The organism is Variovorax flavidus (assembly GCF_030317145.1).
Classification (GTDB): domain Bacteria; phylum Pseudomonadota; class Gammaproteobacteria; order Burkholderiales; family Burkholderiaceae_C; genus Variovorax; species Variovorax flavidus.
Window position 1 is genome coordinate 291,288 of the sequence record NZ_JASZYE010000004.1, and the last position, 16,768, is coordinate 308,055.

Annotated in this window: 18 protein-coding genes; 5 read left to right on the forward strand and 13 right to left on the reverse strand. The window is 66.5% G+C overall.

What is annotated here, in order from left to right:
• Positions 1–18: 18 nt before the first annotated feature.
• Entirely contained in the window at positions 19–963 is a 945-nt protein-coding gene (locus QTH90_RS21240) for a rhodanese-like domain-containing protein (protein WP_286666552.1), read from the forward strand.
• Between the two features lie 6 nt (positions 964–969).
• Here the strand turns inward: QTH90_RS21240 and QTH90_RS21245 are convergent, their stop codons facing one another.
• The 8 genes from QTH90_RS21245 to QTH90_RS21280 form a co-directional block, all read right to left on the reverse strand.
• Entirely contained in the window at positions 970–2,412 is a 1,443-nt protein-coding gene (locus QTH90_RS21245; protein WP_286666553.1) for an MFS transporter, read from the reverse strand.
• A 19-nt stretch (positions 2,413–2,431) separates the two neighbouring features.
• Positions 2,432–3,262: an urease accessory protein UreD gene (locus QTH90_RS21250; protein WP_286666554.1), complete on the reverse strand. Its 831-nt coding sequence runs from the start codon at positions 3,260–3,262 to the stop codon at positions 2,432–2,434.
• Between the two features lie 147 nt (positions 3,263–3,409).
• Positions 3,410–4,189: an ABC transporter ATP-binding protein gene (locus QTH90_RS21255; protein WP_286666555.1), complete on the reverse strand. Its 780-nt coding sequence runs from the start codon at positions 4,187–4,189 to the stop codon at positions 3,410–3,412.
• Positions 4,186–4,935, reverse strand: a complete 750-nt coding sequence (modA, locus tag QTH90_RS21260) for a molybdate ABC transporter substrate-binding protein (protein ID WP_286666556.1) — start codon at positions 4,933–4,935, stop codon at positions 4,186–4,188. Before modA ends, QTH90_RS21255 begins: the two co-directional genes overlap by 4 nt.
• Positions 4,936–4,960: 25 nt before the next feature.
• Complete coding sequence (gene modB, locus QTH90_RS21265; RefSeq protein ID WP_286666557.1) at positions 4,961–5,644, reverse strand: molybdate ABC transporter permease subunit; 684 nt, start codon at positions 5,642–5,644, stop codon at positions 4,961–4,963.
• Positions 5,645–5,856: 212 nt separating this feature from the next.
• On the reverse strand, positions 5,857–6,204 hold the full coding sequence (locus QTH90_RS21270) for a winged helix-turn-helix domain-containing protein (RefSeq protein ID WP_286666558.1): 348 nt from the start codon (positions 6,202–6,204) through the stop codon (positions 5,857–5,859).
• A 79-nt stretch (positions 6,205–6,283) separates the two neighbouring features.
• On the reverse strand, positions 6,284–6,805 hold the full coding sequence (locus QTH90_RS21275) for a nucleoside deaminase (protein WP_286666559.1): 522 nt from the start codon (positions 6,803–6,805) through the stop codon (positions 6,284–6,286).
• The gene (locus QTH90_RS21280; RefSeq protein WP_286666560.1) at positions 6,802–7,833 is read right to left on the reverse strand and encodes an ABC transporter substrate-binding protein; all 1,032 of its coding nucleotides are present in this window, start codon (positions 7,831–7,833) and stop codon (positions 6,802–6,804) included. Before QTH90_RS21280 ends, QTH90_RS21275 begins: the two co-directional genes overlap by 4 nt.
• 344 nt (positions 7,834–8,177) lie before the next feature.
• Between QTH90_RS21280 and QTH90_RS21285 the strand changes: the two genes are divergently transcribed.
• From QTH90_RS21285 to QTH90_RS21300, 4 genes are all read left to right on the forward strand, one after another.
• Positions 8,178–9,254, forward strand: a complete 1,077-nt coding sequence (locus QTH90_RS21285; protein ID WP_286666561.1) for an aromatic ring-hydroxylating dioxygenase subunit alpha — start codon at positions 8,178–8,180, stop codon at positions 9,252–9,254.
• A gap of 85 nt (positions 9,255–9,339) precedes the next feature.
• Positions 9,340–9,948, forward strand: a complete 609-nt coding sequence (locus tag QTH90_RS21290) for a sulfite oxidase-like oxidoreductase (protein WP_286666562.1) — start codon at positions 9,340–9,342, stop codon at positions 9,946–9,948.
• A complete protein-coding gene (locus QTH90_RS21295) occupies positions 9,945–10,691 on the forward strand; it encodes an FAD-binding oxidoreductase (RefSeq protein ID WP_286666563.1) in 747 nt (248 codons plus the stop codon). The genes QTH90_RS21290 and QTH90_RS21295 overlap by 4 nt, the downstream gene beginning before the upstream one ends.
• A gap of 28 nt (positions 10,692–10,719) precedes the next feature.
• Positions 10,720–11,118 (forward strand): OsmC family protein, encoded by a 399-nt coding sequence (locus QTH90_RS21300; RefSeq protein ID WP_286666564.1) that lies wholly within the window; start codon positions 10,720–10,722, stop codon positions 11,116–11,118.
• A gap of 15 nt (positions 11,119–11,133) precedes the next feature.
• Here QTH90_RS21300 and QTH90_RS21305 read toward each other — a convergent pair whose 3' ends face one another.
• The 5 genes from QTH90_RS21305 to QTH90_RS21325 all read right to left on the reverse strand — a co-directional run bounded on the left by QTH90_RS21305 (position 11,134) and on the right by QTH90_RS21325 (position 16,678).
• Positions 11,134–11,448, reverse strand: a complete 315-nt coding sequence (locus QTH90_RS21305; RefSeq protein WP_286666565.1) for an EthD family reductase — start codon at positions 11,446–11,448, stop codon at positions 11,134–11,136.
• A gap of 83 nt (positions 11,449–11,531) precedes the next feature.
• Complete coding sequence (locus QTH90_RS21310; protein WP_286666566.1) at positions 11,532–12,302, reverse strand: ABC transporter permease; 771 nt, start codon at positions 12,300–12,302, stop codon at positions 11,532–11,534.
• 7 nt (positions 12,303–12,309) lie between these two features.
• Positions 12,310–13,155 carry an ABC transporter ATP-binding protein gene (locus QTH90_RS21315; RefSeq protein WP_286666567.1) on the reverse strand — a complete coding sequence of 282 codons (846 nt, stop codon included), beginning with the start codon at positions 13,153–13,155 and terminating at the stop codon, positions 12,310–12,312.
• Complete coding sequence (locus QTH90_RS21320) at positions 13,155–14,183, reverse strand: ABC transporter substrate-binding protein (protein ID WP_286666568.1); 1,029 nt, start codon at positions 14,181–14,183, stop codon at positions 13,155–13,157. Before QTH90_RS21320 ends, QTH90_RS21315 begins: the two co-directional genes overlap by 1 nt.
• A gap of 194 nt (positions 14,184–14,377) precedes the next feature.
• Positions 14,378–16,678: an NADP-dependent malic enzyme gene (locus QTH90_RS21325; RefSeq protein ID WP_286666569.1), complete on the reverse strand. Its 2,301-nt coding sequence runs from the start codon at positions 16,676–16,678 to the stop codon at positions 14,378–14,380.
• Between the last annotated feature and the right edge of the window lie 90 nt (positions 16,679–16,768).

The following is a 16,768-nucleotide window of genomic DNA, read 5'->3' on the forward strand; positions in this document are numbered from 1 at the left end:
GCCGACCGGGAGCATCGCGTGCAAGAGTTGATGGCGCTCTTGATCGTCCACGCCATCCCGGTGGTTTTCCTCGCCACGTTCGCGGCGCGCGTCGGGCTGCCGGTGCCGGCGTCGCCGGTGCTCGTGGTGGCAGGCGCGCTGGCGGCCGTGGCGGAGCCGTCGCTGCTGGCCGCCATGGTCGCGGTCGCCGTGCTGGCGAACGTGCTCGGCGACGGCGTCTGGTTCTATGCGGGGCGGGCCTACGGCTACCGGTTCATGCGGCTGCTGTGCAAGATCTCGATCTCGCCGGATTCCTGCGTGCGCCGCAGCGAGACGCTGATCGGCCGGTGGGGCGGCATGTCGCTCGTGGCGGCCAAGTTCGTGCCGGGCGTGTCGGTGGTGGCGCCGCCCATGGCCGGTGCGCTCGGCATGTCGTCGCTGCGCTTCCTCGTCTTCGAGGTGGCGGGTGCGTTGCTGTGGGTGGCCGTTTTCCTGGGTTTGGGCTGGCTCTTCCGCGATCAGATCCAGGCCGTGCTGGATGTGCTGGCGGACGCAGGCAGCGTCGCGACTGTCGCGCTGGTGGTGGTGCTGGCTGCAATGCTGGTCGTGCGCTACCTGCGGCGGCGTGCCTTCCTGCGGCTGACCGGCGTGCCGCGCGTCACGGTCGGTGAACTCCAGGCATTGATGACCGGCGAGGCCCCGCCCATCGTCATCGATGTGCGGGGCGACGCGGGCGTGCAGGTCGATCCGCGGCGCATTCCGGGCGCGTTGCCGGTGTCGCTCAAGGAAATCCAGCAGCGGCGGTCCCAGTTGCCCTTCGATGGAGAGGACCGCGAGATCATCCTGTACTGCAGCTGCCCGAACGAAGTGTCGGCCGCGCTGGCTGCACGCGCGCTCGCGGCGAGGGGCATGAAACGCGCGCGCCCGCTGCTGGGCGGGCTGGAGGCCTGGGTCGCGGCAGGGCACCCGACGACGCAGCACTGATGGCGCTCAGCCGCCGCCGACGCGCTCTTCGGTATCCGATCCCAGCGGAGGCGCCACCTCTTCCAGCGGCTTGCGCTCGGCATTCACTGCATAGCGCAGCGCGAGCAGGCCCGCGACGATGACCAGCGCCGCACCGATCGCGTAGCCCACGGCCACCGCGCCGCGGCTGCCGGTCTCGATCAGCGCGCCGAACAGGACCGGCGCCACGAAGCCGCCTGCGCCCGTGCCCACCGCATAGAAGATCGAGATTGCGATCGCGCGCATCTCGAGCGGGAACACTTCGCTCACGGTGAGATAGGCCGAACTCGCCGCCGCTGAAGCAAGGAAGAAAACCGCCGACCAGCACAGCGCCTGGCTGCGCGCGTCGAGCCAGCCCTCCATGAAGGCCCACCCGGTCAATGCCAGGCCCACCCCCGACAGCACATAGGTCAGCGCAATCATCCGGCGCCGGCCCACCCGGTCGAACAAGGGACCGAGCAGCAACGGTCCGAGCACATTGCCGAGCGCGAACGGAAAGATGTAGAGCGCCACCTTGCCTTCGGGCACGCCATGGAAACGTGTCAGCACCAGCGCGTAGGTGAAGAAGATCGCGTTGTAGAAGAAGGCCTGCGAGATCATCAACGCCAGCGCGACCATGCTGCGCTGGGGATAGCGCCGGAAGAGCACCTGCGCCACCTCCCGCCAGCCGGGGCTGGCGCGGCCGCCGAATGTCACATGACCGATGACACTGGGCAGTGCGCCGTGCTGAGCAACCACTTCTGCTTCGATGCCCCGCACGATGCGCTCGGCTTCCTCGGCCCGACCATGCGCGATCAGCCAGCGCGGGCTTTCCGGCACATCGCGACGCACGAGCAGGATCGCCACTGCCAGCATCGCACCGAGCGCAAAGCCCACGCGCCAGCCCAGGACCGGCCCCAGCACGCGCGGGTCCAGCAGCCACAGGCTCAGGCCTGCTCCGAGCGCAGCGCCGATCCAGAAGCTGCCGTTGATGGCGAGGTTCACGCGACCGCGCACCCGAGCCGGAATCAGCTCGTCGATGGCGGAGTTGATCGCCGCGTACTCGCCGCCGATACCGAGCCCGGTGGCAAAGCGGCACAGCGCGAAGAAGGCGAAGTTGGGCGAGAAGGCCGTTGCCAGCGTCGCCAGCGCATACACCGCCAGCGTGACGAGAAAGAGCTTCTTGCGGCCCAGACGGTCGGCGAGCCGGCCGAAGACCAGTGCGCCGATCACCGCGCCGCCGATGTAGAGCGAGCCGGACCAGCCGATCTGCGCGGCGTTCAGCCCAAGCGTGTCGGGCCGCTCGAGCACGCCGCCGATCGAGCCGACCAGCGTCACCTCCAGCCCGTCGAGCACCCAGGCCACGCCGAGCGCGATCACCACGCGCCAGTGCCAGCGCGACCACGGCAAACGGTCCAGGCGGGCCGGGATGTCGCTGTGCGTCTGGCTCATGGCGGGCCTGTCCCGGTGGCTACATCGACCAGATCCGTGGCGCCTGGCCGGGCAATTTCCACAGCTCGGCGCGCCACGCCATCCACACCCGGCGCAGCAGCTGCATGGCGGGCTCGACCACCGGCGCCAGCACGCGCAACACGATGATTTCCGCGTGCGGGCTGGTCGCGCCCGCGCTCTCGTGCAGGGCATCGGCGTCGATCAGCGAACGTGCGATGTCGAGCGCGGCATCGCGACGCGCCCGGTCGATCGGCGACCCGGCGACGAAGAAGATCGACGCGATGCAGCGATGGCCCGCGAAGCCGATCGGGCTCTGCAGCAGCCGCTGATCGGCGGCGTCGATGCGCCCGCGTTCCAGCCACACGCCCGGCGCCTCGATGTGCTGCTGCAGCGTGCCGAGCTCGAAGGGCTTGCCGGCATGGGGCAGGCCGAGCGCGGTCACGTCCCAGCCGATCAGCTCCGCGCCCTCGGCGACGCGCAGGGTCAGCCGGTTTTCGGCGCGGCAGCCGCTGTAGCAGATTGCTTCGAGCGGCAGCCATTCGAGGCGTGCACCGGCCTCCACGGTCAGTTCGGTGCGCTGCAGTGCCAACTCTCCGTCGGAGCGATAGAAGCGGCTGGCACCCGGGGTGGTGATCAGGCCGTGGCTGCCGGCCTTTGCGTGCACGCGGATGTCCAGCGTGTCGCCGCCGACCAGGCCGCCCGGCGGATGCACCAGCACGTTGTGGCACACCGCGTCGCCTTCCGGGTAGAGGCTCTGCAGGATGCGCAGCGGCCCGTCATGGCGAAAGCGTGCAACGCTGCGTTGTTGTTCAAGTTGATAGTCGAGGTCGAGTCGCGCGTGCCATGGCATGGCTGAAGTGTAGGCACTCGGGCTGCACTGCCGGCTTTCAACGGGGGCCAGATATGAATATCAGTGCTCGCAACGTCCTTCCTGGCAAGGCTTGCTCGCTTCGCGTGGCCGGTTCCGCGGCGATTTCCGAATGGCTCGTGGGCCTTTCTATTCGCCTTTGAGCAGGCGACGCAGTTTTCCGCGCAACGGCGTCTCTTCCCGGAGGGAGGAGATGCCCAGCCTTTGCGCCGCGAGGTCACGGCTGACGCCGTCTCGCAGGTTAACCTCGCGCACCACCTGGCCGGCCTGGTAGACGAACGCGACATCGGCCAGTTCGAGCACGTCGTCGATGTCGTGCGTGATCATCAGCACCGGAATGTCCCACTCGCGGCGCATCTTCGCGAGATCCTCGCGAACGGTGCTGCGCAGCATCGGGTTGAGCGCAGCGAAGGGCTCGTCCAGCAGCAGCACCTGGGGGCGGCAAGCGAGTGCGCGGGCCAGTGCGACGCGCTGCTGCTGCCCGCCGGAGAGCGTTCGGGGTCTGCTCTGGGCCATGGCCGTGAGGTCGAAGCCTTCGAGCAAGGCGTCGACCCGCTCGCCGTCTTCCCTGGACAGGCGCCGATGACGCCAGGTCCTCAGCCCGAACGCGATGTTGTCGCGCACGGACAGATGCGGAAACAGCGCGTAGTTCTGGAAGAGGTAGCCGATCCGGCGCTCGGGCGCCGGCACGTCGATGCGCTGGGCGGAGTCGAACAGGGTGCGGCCATCGAGCCGCACCTGCCCCCGGTCGGGATGGAGAAGGCCGGCGATCGCCTGGAAAGTCAGCGATTTGCCTGCGCCGGATGGGCCGTAGAGTGCGGCGAAGGGCGCGCCAGTCGCGAAGCGTGCCGCGAGGTCGAAGCGCCGTGCCCCGTCGGTGACCGTCAGTTGAATGTCGACATCGATCACGGTTTGCCGAAGCCGAAACGCGCCAGGGTCTGCTGCGCCGCATCGGTCGACAGGAAGGCGATGAAGTCCCGGGCCAGCGCCTTTTCCTTGCTGTCCGCGACGACCGCGATCGGATAGGTCACTGGCGTATGGCCCGACGGCGTGAGCACCACTTTCACCTTGTCTCCCATGATGGCTGCGTCCGTACGGTACACGAATCCGGCCTCGGCCTCGCCGCGGCCGACGTAGTCGAGCACCTGGCGCACGCTGTCGGCCTGGACGAACTTGGGTTCCAGCGCGGCCCAGAGATTGGCATGGTCCAGCACTTCCTTGGTGTAGCGGCCCACAGGCACGGTCGCCGTCTTGCCGACAGCAATCTTCTTGACAGCCGGGCCCGTCAGGTCCTGCAAGGTCTTCACACCTGGGCCGTCCTTGGCGGGCTCGATCAGCACCAGGCTGTTGGTCACGAAGTCCTTGCGCGTGGCTGCATCGATCAGCTTCTGGTCGGCGGCGCGGTTCATGGTTTCCTGGTCGGCACTGGCAAAGACATCCACCGGCGCGCCCTGGCTGATCTGCTGCAGCAGCACGCCCGAGGCAGCGAAGTTGAAGCGCACCGTCGCGCCGGGCTTGCCTGTCTCGAACTTCGTCCCCAGTTCCTTGAACGCATCCGTCAGGCTCGCGGCGGCCGAGACGGTGATCTGTTGCGCGGCGGCGCTGAAGGGCAGGGCCAGCGCGAGGACGATGGAGGCAAGACGGGACATGCGCATGGTGCGGCTCCTTGAAATCGGTGAATCAGCGAAGGGAGAAAAAGCGGTTCGACAGAACCAGCACGGTGATGGACAGCAGCGAAGTCACGATCACCAGCACCAGCGCCAGATCGTCATTGCCGGCCTGGGCGGCGTCGTAGATCGCCATCGACAGCGTCTGGGTCTGCTTGGGGATCGAGCCCGCCACCATGAGCGAAGCGCCGAATTCCCCCATGGCGCGCGCGAACGCGAGCAGCGTGCCAGCCAGGATGCCGGGCCACGCCAGCGGCAGGGTTACGCGCAGGAAGATCGAGAAGGGCGACTGGCGCAAGGTGCTGGCCGCGGCTTCGAGCGAACGGTCGACCCCTTCGAAGGCGGCACTCGCCGACTTCAGCACCAGGGGCAGCGCCACCACGGCCGAGGCCACGACGGCGCCGTGCCAGCTGAAGATGATGGTGTAGTCGAAGTGTTCGCGCAGCCAGCCGCCCAGCGGACTGCGCCGGCCCGCCGCGACCAGGATGGCGTAGCCGATGACGGTCGGCGGCAGCACCAGCGGAAGCATGAACAGCGATTCCAGCACCGAGGAGCCGGGAAACTGCTTGCGTGCGAACAACCAGCCCAGCGCCACGCCGGTCACGAGCGCCAGCACCGTGGCGAAGGCGGCGACCTTGATCGACAGGAACAGGGGCGACCAGTCCATCGAGGCGAGGAGCGATGTCGTTGTGTTCATGAGGGAATGACGCGATTGTTACACATGGCTGCGGTTCGGCGCGGCAAGTTCAATCGTGTCGAGGCCAGGCTGGCTCCGTATCCTCGCGGATACAGCGTCAACCGTCATGCGCCGCCTGGGCGGGCGCCGTCACTCCATCCGATCGTCCGACCGGACTTGGGGCAATTGATCGAGGCGGGATGCGAACCAGCCGGTGCGCCGGCAGGTGATGGTCATTGCGCCAGCAGCCGGGTCAAAGCCGTGATGTCTGCCGCCGCGGCAACTCTCGCGGTGCTCTCGATCGCGCGATAGTGCTTGACGATCTGCTCGCCCACCGCGGTGAGCGCGGTGCCGCCACCATGCGACCCGCCCGCGGCCGTGCTCACGGCAGGCGAGTTCAGCGCCTTGTTCATCTCGTCGATCAGCATCCAGGCGCGCCGGTAGGACATGCCGAGCTGGCGGCCGGCGGCCGAGATCGAGCCGGTTTCGGCGATGGCCTCGAGCAGCGCGATCTTCCCGGGGCCGATGGCGATGCTGTCGTCCCGGTAGATGCGCAGGCGGAATTGCACTTTGGATTTCATGCCGAGCGAGTATCAGGTGTTCAACGCAGCAGGTTAAACGATCCGGCCCGGCAACCGGCGTGCGAGCGGCCTCAAGGCCTCAGGTCTTCCACGCCCCCACGTGCGCGGCACTGGCCTCGTCGATCAGCGCAGGCCCGATGCATTCGATCGGATGCGGCGACGCGCGGAACACGTCTCGGCACGACAGCTCGGCATCGCGCTGGTCGCCGCGCTCGCCGCGAAAGAGGCGCAGGCGTTCGGCGTCGATGCCGAACACCACACGGCCGATGTTCGACCAGAAGATCGCGCCCGCGCACATCACGCAGGGCTCGCCCGACGAATAGATCGTCGCGCCGGCCAGTTCCCCGCGCGACAGCTTGCGATCGGCGAGCATGCGCACGGCATTGGTCTCCGCATGGCCGGTGACGTCACCCGTCTCCGCCGTGTTGCAGTAGGCCTCCGCCAGCACTTCGCCGGCGGCCGACACCACCACTGCGCCGAAAGGGCGATTGCCACGCCGACGCCCCGCATGCGACCACACGATCGCCTTGCGGAGATAGCGGCCATCGCGTTCGTCGAGCTGGATTTCCGGGAGAAAGGTGTCTGGAGGATTGGAGCTCATGCCTTGATGCTACGTTCGCTGCGCGCGGGCAGCATCGAGCTGTTGAAAATCGCATCCGCCGAGGGCCTGGTCTTCAGGCCGAAGACCTCGGCCACCTCGTCGACTTGCTGCTCGAGCGTGAGCTTCCGGATGTCGCCCAGGCCGTGCGCGCGCGTGTCGGCTGCGCCAACGTACTGCGCGGTGATGCTCCAGCGGTCCAGTTCCACCTTGGGGTCGAGGATGGGTTCGCGCTGCCGCATCGCCGCGATGCTGGGGGCGGGGTTCGCAAAGGTCTCGACGATGGCGCGGTTGGTGGCGCGCAGGAAGGCGGCCACCGCCTTCGGGTTCTGCGCGATCAGGTTGCTGCTCGCGAGGATCGCGTTGCCATACAGGTTCACGCCCGCATCCGAATACTTGAGAACCGCGAGTTCATCGGACTTCATGCGCGCAAAGAGCGAGACGGCCGAGTCATGGAAGTAGGTGGCGGCATCGACGTCGCCGCGCACCATCACGTTGTCGCGTGCGCTGAAATCGGTGGTCTGCCACTGGAAGGCGTCGGGCTTCATGCCCTGCTTGCGCGCCACCATGGGCCAGGCGCGCCGCGTCGATTCGACCGCGGCGGCCGCGACCTTCTTGCCCTGCAGGCTCTTGAAGTCGCCGGTCACGCCGCGGTCCTTGCGGCCGATGATGACGAACGGTGCGCGGTTGTAGTACTGGTAGACCGCCTGCACCACCGGCGTGCCCGGATTCTGTGCGTTGAACTCGACGAGCGAGCTGATGTCGCCCAGGCCCAGCTGGTACACGCCGCTCGCGATGCGGGTGATCGAAGCGACCGAACCCGCGCCGGTGTCGATGGTGACGTCCAGGCCCTCGTCCTTGTAGTAGCCCTTGCTCTCCGCGAGGAAGAATGGCGCGGTCTGTCCGTTGATACGGAAATCGAGCGTGAACTTGAGCGGCGTCAGCTTGGCTGCGCCCTGTGCGAAGACGCCGGGAGCGGCAAGGGCGGCGGCGCTGGCTGCGCCGGAGGCGAGAAAGGAACGGCGTTGCATGGAAAGCTATCTCCGGAAGATCGTGGAACTTGAACGCCCGCCGCTGCGGCAGGCACTTCAAGAGCAATTTCCGGGCGGCGCACTGATGCGGTGCGTGCGCTGCTGAACGCTTCTACTCTTGACCTCGTCATGCACGACGCATGCCAAGGTGCCTTGCCGCGGGATGCGGCTGCCGCGCTTCTTGCCATGCGCACCTGTGAGGCTGGACAATCCGGGCGCGCAACTTGCATCACTGCTTGCGCAGAGTAGAAGCGTTCAGCCGGCGTCCGTCGTTCGACAGGACATCCCGGCGGGAAATTGCTCTTTCATGGTCGTCCCCACGCACACCCGAAGGAGTCTTTTTCATGCTCGTCACGCAACAACCCGTCTTCCGCAAGTTCTGGCATGCCGTCATGCCGCTGGCCGATCTGCAGCAGGGCCCCAGGCCCTTCACGCTGCTGGGCGAGAACATCGTTCTCTTTCTCGATGCCGAGGGCCAGCCCGCCGCGCTGCGCGACCGCTGCTGCCATCGCACGGCCAGGCTTTCGAAGGGCTGGTGCGTCGATGGCGAAGGCAAGGCCTGCGGGCAAGGTGCGATCCAGTGCGGCTACCACGGCTGGACCTACGATCGCCGCGGACAGGTGATCCGGATTCCTCAGTACGAGCCCGAGCGCAAGATCTCGCCCGAGTACAAGACCACGGCCTATCACTGCACCGCACGCTATGGCTATGCATGGGTGGCACTGGAGGAGCCCATCGCCGATATTCCCGCGATTCCCGAGTTCGCCGATCCGGCCTACCGCACCATCCACCAGTTCTACGAAGAATGGCAGACCAGCCCGATGCGCGCGCTGGAGAACTCCTTCGACAACTCGCACTTCAGCTTCGTGCACCGTGCCACTTTCGGCGTGGCGGCCAGCCCCAAGCCGAGCAAGTACGAGCTGGTCGAGAACGACAGCGGCTTCTACGCCGAGACGGTGATCGAGGCGGTCAACCCGGCCAAGTTCCATGCGATCAGCGGCGTGACCGACCCGATCACCACCCGCCACATGCGCAACGCCTATTTCCTGCCGTTCTCGCGCCGGCTCGACATCGAATATCCCTCGGGCATTCGCCACATCATCATCAACTGCTTCACGCCCATCGACGACGGCCGCATGCAGCTGTGCCAATGGCTGTTCCGCAACGACACCGAGGCCGATTGCGCGGCGCAGATGCTGATCGACTTCGACGAGGAGATCACCCGCGAGGACAAGGACATCCTCGAATCGACCGACCCCGATGCGCTGGTCGACACCCGCCGGCGCGGCGTCGAGTATTCGATGGAGTCCGACCGGCCCGGCATGCTGATCCGCAAGCACCTGATGCAGCTGCTGGCGAAGCACGGCGAGGCCGAGGTGCATCGCGGCATGCGCGTCGTCCCACTTGCGCAGGCAGCCTGAAGGGGTAGCGCGAGTCCGCCCTACTGGCGCTGCCGGCTGACGGCGGCCGGCGCTACCATCGAGCGCCAATCATCAGGAGTGCCCGATGGCAACGCGTGGATTCACAGGACGCCGACCGACTGCCGCCTTTGCGCGCCGCCTGCCGCCCGGCCAGTTCGAGACAGACGACTTTCCGGTGTTGGCCAAGGGGCCGACGCCGCGCGTCGATCTCTCCACCTGGCGCTTCACCCTGAGCGATGGGCCGCGTCCCCTCGCGAGCTGGAGCTGGGCCGAGTTCGGGGCACTGCCTCGCACCGTCTGGGAGGGCGACATCCATTGCGTCACCAAGTGGTCCAAGTTCGACACCACGTGGGAAGGCGTGAGCATCGACGACCTGCTGGCCGCTGCAGGCGTCGCGCCGCCGACGGCCTACCTGCTGGCGCTCTCGCACGACGACTACGACACCAACGTGCCGGTGGCCGATCTCCTGGGCGGTCGCGCGATGGTCGCGACGCACTTCGACGGCAAGCCCCTGGACGCGGAGCACGGCGGACCGGCGCGATTGCTGGTGCCGCATCTCTATTTCTGGAAAAGCGCGAAATGGATCAAGGGCCTGCGCTTCACGCCGCGGGACGAGGCGGGCTTCTGGGAACTGCGCGGCTATCACATGTACGGTGATCCGTGGCGGCAGCAGCGCTATTCGGACGACCCATGACTGCCGGCGAAGCCACGCCGTCGCGCTGGCATGAAGCGGAGATCGAGAAGGTGGTGCGGGCGACGCCACGCATCGTCAGCGTCTTCCTGAAAGCGCCGATCGCACGGCATGTCGCGGGCCAGCATCTCGACGTCCGACTCACTGCGCCCGATGGCTACGAGGCGCAGCGCAGCTATTCCATCGCGTCGGCACCGGGCGAGGCGCGCGTCGAACTCCTCATCGAGAAGCTCGACGATGGCGAGGTTTCGCCCTATTTCCACGAGGTGGCGCGAGCCGGCGATACCTTCGACGTGCGCGGTCCGCTCGGCGGGCATTTCATCTGGCGCGCGCAGGACGGCGGCCCTGTGCTGCTGGTGGCCGGTGGCTCCGGCATCGCACCCTTGATGGCCATCGTGCGCGACTGGGCGCGCGAGCGGGTCAAGGTGCCGCTCCTCCTCGCCTACTCGGTGCGCACGTGGGAAGAACTGGCGTTCCGTGATGAGCTGATCGACCTCGAGGCGCGGCATCCGGACTTCCGATTCATCGTGACGACCACGCGCGGCCCCGAGCACCGCATCGGCGACCTGCACCGGAGGCTGAACGCCGCTTCCATCCGCGAGATCCTGACCCACTGGAAGCAGGCGGCGCGGCACGTGTACGTCTGCGGCTCCAACCGCTTCGTCGAAGCAGTGAGCGCCGGGCTGCTCGATGCATCATTGCCCGCAAGCATCATCCGCACCGAGCGCTACGGCGGCGCCGACTGACCGCAACATTTTTCAAAGGAGATTTCCCATGAGCATCACCGTTCGACGCGACAGCATCACCGGCACCCGGCACACCGTGAAGGTGCGTGCGCACGAGATCCCGGTCGACGCGTCGCCGGAGGCCGGCGGCAAGGACGCGGGACCGTCGCCGCACGACCTCTACGATTCGTCGCTGGGGGCCTGCAAGGCGCTGACCGTGCTGGTCTATGCGCAGCGCAAGGGCATTCCGGTCGAGGACATCGAGGTCGTGGTCGAACGCGACGACAGCGAGGAACGCAAGGGCACCTATCGCCTCAGGACCTCGCTGCGCGTGACCGGCAACCTGAGCGACGAGCAGCGCGCCGAGTTGCTCCGGGTGGCCGGAAAGTGTCCGCTTCACCGGCTGATGACCGAGGTGAAGACGGAGATCGAAACGGTGCTCGTGTGAGCGCCCGGGGACAGGCTAGCCCACGACCACTTCGCTGATCTGCAGCACCGGCTGGAGGTCCGTGTAGTTCGGAATGTCGCCCAGGATTTCCTTGGCATGCGGCCCGAAGGCGGCCTGAAAGGACTCGACGGAGTCGCAGAAGACGTGGCACATGCCGATATAGGTCGCCGGTTGACCCGGCGCGCCGCCCGCGATGCCCTTGTCGATCGTGTAGGACCTGCAGGCATCGCCCATCCTGGCCTTGAGCAGCGGCATGTGCTTGTCGCGGTAGTACTCGTGATCGAAGCGCGCGCCGGGGGTGTTGGGGTACATCACACTGACCTTGATCATGGCTTGTCTCCTTGTCGGGTTCGCGAGCATAGGAGATGCCGTCGCTGGAAACAAGGGCACCCCCCGAGCGCCCCTGTCGCCCGTTACTCGTTCTGCGAGCCGCGGTGCGCCCAGCCGGTCGTGTGCTTCTCGATGGCGCTGAAGAGCTCGTACATCAGCATCGCCATCGCACCCACCGCCATCAAGCCCGCGAAGGCCAGGCCCATCTGCATGGCCGAGCCGGCCGAGATGAGCAGGTAGCCGATGCCCTCGTTGGCGGCCGTCATCTCCGACACCGTGGTGCCGACGAAGGCCAGTGTGATCGCAACCTTGAGCGAGCCGTAGAAGTAAGGCATCGAACGCGGCAGGCCGATCTTCATCAGCACGTCCCAGCGCTTGGCGCCGAGCACGCGCAGCACGTCTTCCAACTCGGGCTCCAGCGTCGCGAGGCCGGTCGCGATATTGACCATGATCGGGAAGAAGCTGATGAGAAAGGCCGTCAGGATTGCCGGGCCGACGCCGATGCCGAACCACACCACCAGGATCGGCACGAAGGCCGCCTTGGGCAGCGCGTTGAAGGCCGTCATCAGCGGGTACACCGCCGCGTAGGCGAGCCGCGAGCTGCCGATCACGAAGCCCAGCAGCACCCCCACCACGATCGCGATGCCGAAGCCCGCCATCGTGACCCAGAAGGTGCGCCAGGCATGGCCCGCGATGATTTCCTTGAATTCCCAGAACTGCGTCCAGATGCGCCACGGGCTCGGAAAGATGAACTCCGAGACACCGAAGCCCGAGCAGATGATCTGCCACAGCACGATGACCGCCGTCAGCAGGAGCCATGGCGACCAGCGTTCGATTTGCTTGTTGTTTTTCATGAAGGGCTTACTGCGGGATCGCGACGGGCGCCGATGCGGCGCCCGTGTTGCTGCGGATGGCGCCGATGTGACTGCGCAGTTCGAGCACGATGTCGGTGAACTCCTTGGTGTAAGTCAGTTCCAGCTCGCGCGGGCGCGGGAGTTCGATCTCGCGTTTCACGACGAAGCGGCCGGGGCTCTTGCTCATCACGTAGACCGTGTCGGCCAGGAACACCGATTCGCGCAGGTCGTGCGTGACCAGGATCACGTTGAACTGCTGCTCGGTCCAGAGGTCGCGCAGGATGCACCACAGCTCCTCGCGCGTGAACGCATCGAGCGCGCCAAAGGGCTCGTCGAGCAGCAGCATCTTGGGCTCGTGGATGAGCGCGCGGCAGATGCTCGCGCGCTGCTGCATGCCGCCGGAGAGCTGCCACGGGAACTTGTCCTCGTAGCCGCCAAGGCCGACCTTCTGCAGCAGCCTGCGCGCCCGCTCGACGTATTCCTTGCGCTTGGCCTTGAAGGTCGAGCGATAAGGCTCGACGATCTCCAGCGGCAGCAGGACGTTGTCGACCGTCGTGCGCCAAGGCAGAAGCGATGGCGCCTGGAAGGCCATGCCCGAGATCTTCAGCGGCCCGGTAACGGGCTCGCCGTCGATCCTGATCTTGCCCATCGACGGCATCTTGAGACCCGTCGTGAGCTTCATGAAGGTCGACTTGCCGCAACCCGAAGGCCCGACGATGGCAATGAATTCCCCGCGCTTCACCTGCAGGTCGATGGCCTCGACCGCGAAGTGGTTGGCGCGAAGCAGTTCCTCGTTGTAGGCGAGCCAGACGTCCTGGAAATCGACGAAGGGCGCTGTCTGCGTTTCCCCCATCACTTGCGGAGGATGTTCAGCTCGGCGCTGGTGGGCAGCATGGCGCCGTTCCACACCGCGTCGGGGTTCACGCGGGTCTTGGTCGCGAAGGCATCGGACACTTGCGACGCCATCAGGGACAGGCGGCCGGCGTTGACCTGGCCGAAGCCTTCGGCGCGCGCATCGGGCGTGTTGACCACGGTGTCGATCGCGAGCTTGAGGCGGCGCGTCTCCAGTTCGCTGTTGACGATGCCGTCACGTGCCTTGATGGATTCGATGGCGACCGCCGGGCTGGCGATCACTTCCTTGGCGCCCTTCGTGAAGGCCAGCAGGAAGGCCTTCACCGCGGCCGGGTTCTCCTTGATGAGCTTGGGCGAGGCGATGATGGCGTTGCCGTAGAGCTTCACGCCGAAGTCGGGGTAGGGGAGGATGACCACGTCGGCCGTCTTGGCGCCGCGTGCTTCGAGATTCAGCAACGAGGTGAAGGTGAAGCCGGTGATGGCGTCGATGTCGCCGCGCATCAGCATGGTCTCGCGCAGGGTCGGGTCCATCGCGGTCCAGTTCACCGCGCCGACGTTGTTGGCCTTGGCGAAGATCGGGAACGAGCGACGGCCCGCATCGAACACCGGCGCACCGAGCTTCTTGCCGGTGAGGTCGGCAGGCTTGGTGATGCCGCTCTTCTTGAGCGCCATGACCGACGCCGGCGTGTTGTTGTAGACCATCATGACCGCGACCGGCTTGTTCGGACTGTCGGGGTTGTTGGCATGGAATTCCATCAGCGCCGCCAGGTCGGCGAAGCCCATGTCGTAAGCGCCCGATGCCACGCGCGTGACCGCGCCGCCGGAGCCGTTGCCGGCGTCGACCGTCACGTCGAGGCCACTGGCCTTGAAGTAACCCTTGGCGGCGGGGTGGGTGAAGAAGGCGCCGGGCCCCTCGAAGCGCCAGTCGAGCTGGAACTTGATCGGCGTGGTCTGGGCGTGGGCGGTGCTCAGGCCAAAACTCAAAGCCGATGCGGCGAGGAAAGTCTGGATCAGTTGGCGCTTGTTCATGCAGGAGGATTCCGTGAAAGGTGGATGCACGGGATTCAAGCAAAAACGGTGCCGGCACGCGATTGGTGCGAACCCTTCCGATGAGCCAATGGGGTGCATGGCGGAAGGATGGCGCAGGGCCGTCGCAGGCGACAGCCGAACGTGACAACGCCCCGGCGCGTGCACCGCGACGGGGCGTCTCTTTTGGTGCGGGCTTAGCGGGTCGAGCTGGCGTTGGCCACGGCCAGCGCCGTCATGTTGACGACGCGGCGCACAGTGGCCGAGGCCGTCAGGATGTGAGCCGAGCCTTGGGCGCCCATCAGGATCGGGCCGACCGTCACGCCGTTGCCACCGGTCATCTTCAGCACGTTGAAGAGGATGTTGGCCGCATCGAGGTTCGGGCAGATCAGCAGGTTGGCTTCGCCCGTGAGCCTGCTTTCAGGCAAGGCCTTGCGCCGCACGTCCTCGGACAGTGCGGCGTCGCCGTGCATCTCGCCGTCGCATTCGATGTCGGGTGCCATCTTGGCGAACAACTCGCGCGCGTGCCGCATCTTGCGTGCCGAGCCGCGCTCGGACGAGCCGAAATTGGAATGCGACAGGAAAGCCACCTTGGGCGGCAGGCCGAAACGGCGCACTTCCTCCGCGGCCATCATCGCGATGTTCGCGAGCGTCTCGGCGCTCGGGTCTTCATGCACGTTGGTGTCGGCGATGAAGAGCGTGTACTTCTCCAGCGTGAGCGCATTGAGCGTCGCGAAGCCCGGCGCGCCGGGCTTGAGGCCGAGCACGTTGTCCAGGATCTTGAGATGGCTGTCGAAGCGCCCGACCAGGCCGCACAGCATCGCATCGGCATCGCCCAGGTGCACCATCAACGAGGCGATGGTCGTGTTGGAGCGGCGAACCATGGCCTTGGAGGCTTCGGGCGAGATGCCGCGACGGCCCATGAGCTTGTGGTACGTCTCCCAGTAGGTCCGGAAGCGCGGATCGTCTTCAGGATCGACGCACTCGACGTCGGTGCCCAGGCGGATGTGCAGGCCGGCTTTCTTGATGCGCGCCTCGATCACGGCCGGACGACCCACGAGGATCGGCCTGGCAAGACCTTCGTCGACCGCCAATTGCGCAGCGCGCAGCACCCGGTCGTCCTCGCCTTCGGCGTAGGCCACGCGCTTGGCGGTCGCCAGCTTGGCGGCAGTGAACACCGGTCGCATGAACATGCCCGTCTGGTAGACGAATCGCGTCAGGTGCTGGCGGTAGGTTTCCAGGTCCTCGATGGGACGCGTGGCCACGCCCGAAGCCTGCGCGGCCTTGGCCACGGCGGGCGCGATGCGCAGGATCAGCCGCGAATCGAAGGGCTTGGGGATGATGTAGTCGGGTCCGAAGGACAGCTCCTGCCCGGCGTAGGCGGTCGCGACTTCCTCGCTGATATCGGCCTTGGTGAGATCGGCGATCTCGCGCACGCAGGCGAGCTTCATTTCTTCCGTGATCTTGCTCGCGCCGCAGTCGAGCGCGCCGCGGAAGATGTACGGGAAGCACAGCACGTTGTTGACCTGGTTCGGGTAGTCCGAGCGGCCGGTCGCGATGATGCAGTCGGGCCGCACGGCCTTGGCGAGTTCGGGGCGGATCTCGGGCTCGGGGTTGGCGAGCGCCAGGATGATCGGCTGGCTCGCCATGCTCTTGACCATGTCCTGCGTGACCACGCCGGGTGCCGAGCAGCCGAGGAAGACGTCGGCGTCTTTCATGACGTCGGCCAGCGTGCGGGCGCCGGTGTCCTTCTGCGCATAGCGCGTCTTCGAGTCGTCGAAGCCGCCCGCGCGGCCGATGTAGATCAGGCCCTTTGAATCGACCGCATAGATATTCGAGTGCTTGGCGCCGAGGCCGACCATCACGTCGAGGCAGGCGATGGCCGCCGCGCCCGCGCCGGAGACGGCGATCTTCACGTCTTCGATCTTCTTGCCGACGAGCTCGAGGCCGTTGATGAGCGCAGCGGCCGAGATGATGGCGGTGCCGTGCTGGTCGTCGTGGAAGACGGGGATGTTCATGCGCTCGCGCAGCTTCTTCTCGATGTAGAAGCACTCGGGCGCCTTGATGTCCTCGAGGTTGATGCCGCCCAGCGTGGGTTCGAGCGCCGCGATGATGTCGACGAGCTTGTCGGGGTCGGTCTCGGCCAGTTCGATGTCGAACACGTCGATACCGGCGAACTTCTTGAACAGGCAGCCCTTGCCTTCCATCACCGGCTTGCTCGCCAGCGGGCCGATGTTGCCCAGGCCGAGCACCGCGGTGCCGTTGGTGACCACGCCGACGAGGTTGCCGCGCGAGGTGTATTCCGCCGCCAGAGACGGGTCGGCCTCGATGTCGAGACAGGGGTAGGCGACGCCCGGCGAGTAGGCCAGGGAGAGGTCGCGCTGGTTGAGAAGAGGCTTGGTGGGCGAGATCGAGATCTTGCCCTTGACCGGCGAGCGGTGGTATTCACGCGCTGCGTCGCGCAGTGCCTGTTCGGCGGGGGATAGTGTGTTTGCCATCAGTGTCTCCTTGCTTCTTGGCTCAGGAGAGAGGCTACCCCAAAGTTCGGTGATGCAGGGGGGAAGCGATTGGTATTCGCTCTGCATTGG